The 4,143-nt window shown below is 62.1% G+C and carries 4 protein-coding genes and 1 pseudogene; 1 reads left to right on the top strand and 4 read right to left on the bottom strand.

The features are described 5' to 3' along the window. A pseudogene (locus D2V17_RS08995) lies at positions 1-423 on the bottom strand (transposase); the annotation flags it as partial. A 69-nt stretch (positions 424-492) separates the two neighbouring features. On the opposite strand from D2V17_RS08995, the gene D2V17_RS08985 reads away from it, so the two are divergent. After that, positions 493-1,377, top strand: a complete 885-nt coding sequence (locus D2V17_RS08985) for a hypothetical protein (protein WP_191229135.1) — start codon at positions 493-495, stop codon at positions 1,375-1,377. A gap of 264 nt (positions 1,378-1,641) precedes the next feature. Here the strand turns inward: D2V17_RS08985 and tnpC are convergent, their stop codons facing one another. The 3 genes from tnpC to tnpA are packed head-to-tail and all read right to left on the bottom strand — an operon-like array spanning position 1,642 to position 4,058. Next, positions 1,642-3,282, bottom strand: a complete 1,641-nt coding sequence (tnpC, locus tag D2V17_RS08980) for an IS66 family transposase (protein WP_119592683.1) — start codon at positions 3,280-3,282, stop codon at positions 1,642-1,644. Positions 3,283-3,342: 60 nt separating this feature from the next. Continuing rightward, positions 3,343-3,684, bottom strand: a complete 342-nt coding sequence (gene tnpB / locus D2V17_RS08975) for an IS66 family insertion sequence element accessory protein TnpB (protein WP_119592682.1) — start codon at positions 3,682-3,684, stop codon at positions 3,343-3,345. Further along, positions 3,681-4,058 carry an IS66-like element accessory protein TnpA gene (gene tnpA / locus D2V17_RS08970; RefSeq protein ID WP_066843951.1) on the bottom strand — a complete coding sequence of 126 codons (378 nt, stop codon included), beginning with the start codon at positions 4,056-4,058 and terminating at the stop codon, positions 3,681-3,683. The genes tnpB and tnpA overlap by 4 nt, the downstream gene beginning before the upstream one ends. Positions 4,059-4,143: the final 85 nt, after the last annotated feature.

Genomic DNA, 4,143 nt, shown 5'->3' with positions numbered 1-4,143 from the left:
ACTGCTCGACGATCCGGATGATCTCGAGCTTCTCGGATGCGGGATATCTCATTCTTCGTCTCCCCCATCCGCGATCATGCTTTTTTTGAGCAGCCGGTTCTCCAAAGTGAGATCGGCCACGCACTCCTTCAGATCGCGCGCTTCACGGCGCAGACCCTTCACCTCGTCCGTGGTCGCAGCACGCGCAGTGTCACCAGCCAGACGGCGCTTGCCGGCTTCCATGAACTCCTTGGACCAGGTGTAATACAGGCTCTGCGCAATCCCTTCGCGGCGGCACAGCTCGGCAATGGAGTCATCGCCGCGCAGGCCATCAAGGACGATCCTGATCTTGTCCTCGGCAGAGAAGTGCCGCCGAGTCTTGCGGCGGATATCCTTTACGACCTGCTCGGCAGGCAATTTGGACCTTGAGGATTTGGGCTTCATCTTCGTTCCTTCGTCACTACGACGAAGCCCAAATCCTCCTTAAATCACAACCTCTAATCTGTGCCATAGGTGCTGACGGGAGACATTCTGCCGATAAAGAAAGTTGCAAAAATTCTTGGAATGGGAACAGCCGAGGTCGCACAATTGCGACGTGACGGGGTTCTCCGCGCCAGATTTGTTATCGATGAAATGGGCAGGCCGCAGCCCATGTTCGATCGGCAGGAAATTGAGAATATTGAAAAGGGCATGGCGTCGCGATTGGGCATCGACACCCTTGCTTGGAAACTGGGCATTTCTCGTAACGGAGCGGAGCAGCTGGCTGAGGCTCGCCTCATAGAGCCTCTGCAACATCCCTTTTTCCTTGCAAGGTATGGCACGCTACAGGTGGCTCAAGCGTCGAGCGACGCGTTGCAGGGCAATCTTTATAGAGCTGGTGTCCTCGCCGCAGAGGAAAAGCTCATGTGCCTCTCCACCGCCATCAAAGTTATCGGCGGAGAGACAAAGCCATGGAGCACTCTGTTCGGCAAGCTGCTCGATGGCTCTCTCCCGTTCCGAATTGAACCGGGTCCAAAAGCACTGGTGCGGAGGATCTTCATCAGGCGGCAGGATCTTTCAGTCATCGAGGAGTTTTGTGCGGTAGGGGGTGTGGCGAGCAACACCGCTTTCTCGCATCTGATCTCAAAGGCTGATGCCGGCGAAATACTCAACGTCGGACCTCAGGAAGTGACGGAACTTTTCGCTGATGTTCCGACAAGGAAGGGGGGGCGGGCCAAGCATCTTCGGTTGGAAGATGTTCTCAAAATGGGCCGTCGACACATCACTTCAGCTGAGCTTAGCCTGCGGCGAAACGTCAGCACCCAGAGAGCGTATCGCGATGCGCTGGCATCGGGAGTGCGATACCTTGGCCCGGCCGGCTTTTGCCGAGCGTCTGCAGTCGCCAAGTTTTTTGCATAATCAAGTTTTTGTGACCCTCGGGGCACCGGTTTGGGTTGAGGAGATTGTGGTGGGTGGAAAATTTCTAGGTGCAAAGCTTGCGAATTGGCGCTCTGCAAGGTGCAAGCTAACGCAAAAAGCCTAGATGCAAATGCTAATTCAAGGAGAAAAGCAGCGCATCGTTAATGCGACCGCACACTCCTGACAGATCCTGCTCAGAGACCTGACAATGAGTATCCGTCCGGTGAAGGCCGCAGCGTGATGCCGACCGGAGTGTAGGTCGGGTTACGCGGCGATCGCGTTCGGACGGGGCGCCCAGTTCCAGGGCAGGAGTTCGTCGAGCCGGGTGGCAGGATGATCGGCGATGCGTGCGAGGACATCAGCAAGCCATGCCTGCGGATCGACGTCGCCCAGCTTCGCGGTCTGGATCAGGGTGTAGATGATGGCGGCGCGTTGCCCGCCACGATCGGATCCGCAGAACAGCCATGCCTTGCGGCCAAGCGGGATGCAGCGCAGCGCGCGCTCGGCGGCGTTGTTGGTGAGGCAGATGCGGCCATCGTCGAGGAAGCGGGTGAACGCATCCCAGCGCTTCAGCATGTAGAAGCAGGCCTTGGTGAGGTCATGACCGCGCGATAGCTTGGCGACCTGCGCGGTAAGCCAGGTGTGGAGCTCGGCCATCAGCGGCGCGCTGAGTTCCTGACGGACTGCGAGCCGCTCGGCAGGACTCTTGCCGTTGATGCCGCGCTCGATGTCGAACAGGGCGTCGAGACGCTGCACGGCTTCGAGCGCGATCGGATAGATGCTGCCGCGCTGGCCGCGGCTCTTCTTGCGGGCTGAGCTCAGGACATCGGCGAGCTCGAAGAACTTGCGCCTCGCATGAGCAAAGCAGCCCGCTTCCAGCACGGGACCGGGGGCGCGGTCCCCGCGATAGAGATCGTTGTAGCCACTATAGGCATCGGCCTGCAGGATGCCGGACCATGCCGCGAGATGGGCTTGCGGGTGCTCGCCGCGCCGATCGCGCGAATAGTGGAACAGGGCAGCTGGAGGATCGGTGCCTGCAAAGGGACGATCATCGCGTACGTAAACCCATAATCGCGCCGTATCGGTCTTGCCCTTCGCCATGACCGGCACGGTGGTATCGTCACCGTGGATCCGGTTTGCAGCCAGAACATGCGTCTCGATGAGCTTGTAGATCGGAATCAGCGCATGGGCAGCTGCCCCGACCTGATCGGCAAGAGTCGAGAGGCTGAGCGGCACGCCTTCGCGGGCAAACCGCTCGGCCTGGCGGTTGAGGGGCTGGTGCTGTCCATACTTCTCGAACAGGAGCATCGCGAGGAAGCTGGGTCCGGCCCATCCGCGGGGCACCACATGGAAGGGCGCGGGGGCCTGCGCGATCTTCTCGCAGTCGCGGCACGAGAACTTCTCGCGCACCGTCTGGATCACCTTCCACGAGCGCGGGATCACCTCGAGTGTCTCGGTGACGTCCTCGCCGAGCTTCGAGAGCCGATCCCCACCGCATGCCGGGCAGGAACAGGGCGCAGGCACCACGACGCGCTCGCGCGGCAGATGCTCGGGGAACGGCTTCCTTGCCGGGCGCTTGCGCTCGAAGGCGGTGACCGTGGCGGTCTTGGCCGCCGCTCCCTCGGCGATCAGGTCGTCTTCGGCGGCATCAGCCTCGAGCTCTTCGAGCTGCAGCTCCATCTGGTCGAGCAGACGGCGGCTGCGTTCGGCGCTGGGGCCATACTGCTCGCGCTTGAGCTTGGCGATCTGCAGCTTGAGGTGAGCGATCAGCGCCTCGATGGCGCTCTGGTGGGCCATGGCGTTGGCAAGCTTGGCCTCTGCCTCATCGGCCTTGCGGGCCATCGCCGCCACCAGCGCCTTGAGCGCTTCAACGTCGTCCGGAAGGGGCGAAATGGCGGCTTCCATAGACCGGAGTGAATCATCATCCACCCTCTGCTGCAAGGGCAAAACACCGCCTCGCGCCGATTATCCGGCGCTCTGTGGCCGCCATGTATACTGCGGGTTGCGCCAGTCGATCCCCTCCAGCAGGCAGGCCAGCTGCGAGGGGGTCAGCGACACCGTTCCCTCAGTCGCTGAGGGCCATACGAACCGGCCCTTCTCTAGCCGCTTGGCGTAGAGCGACATGCCGATCCCGTCGTGCCAGATGATCTTGATCAGCGAGCCTGCGCGGCCACGGAACACGAACAGATCGCCGCCGTGCGGATTACGCTTGAGACCCTGCTGCACCAGCAGCGCCAGGCCCTGCATGCCCTTGCGCATATCCGTGTGGCCGAGCGCGATCCACACCCGCGCGCCCGAAGGGATCATCGCAGCCCCTTCAGCGCCGCAGCGACCAGGGCCGGCGGTGCCGCCGCGAAAATGCTCAGCCGCTTGCCGCGCGGCAGGTCGATGATCATCGCGGGGTGCTCGGCAGCGCCGGCCGCCATCACATCTTCGTCGATCACCGCTTCGGCGAACACCGGCGTCGGAAGTGCCTCGGGCAGCTCTGCTTCCCGCTCCACGCCTGCATCGAGCAACTTGCGCCGCCAGGTGTAGATCAGCGCCGAAGAAATATCGTGCCGTCGGCACACCTGGGCAACGCACGCGCCCGGCGCGAAAGCCTCGGACAGGATCTGCAGCCGCTCCTCATCGCTCCACCGCCGCCGCCGCTCCGGCCCCGAAAACACCGTCACCTGACCCATCGACCACTCCTAAGCGCGCTCACAAGAGCACGCTTAAGAGCGCTCGATACCTATCCACGCAAGGCGGCCCTCGCCGGAGGGGTAC

Origin of the sequence: Aurantiacibacter xanthus (genome assembly GCF_003584015.1) — a bacterium.
GTDB classification, from domain to species: Bacteria; Pseudomonadota; Alphaproteobacteria; order Sphingomonadales; family Sphingomonadaceae; genus Alteraurantiacibacter; species Alteraurantiacibacter xanthus.
This window is presented reverse-complemented; position numbering and strand designations above follow the sequence as displayed.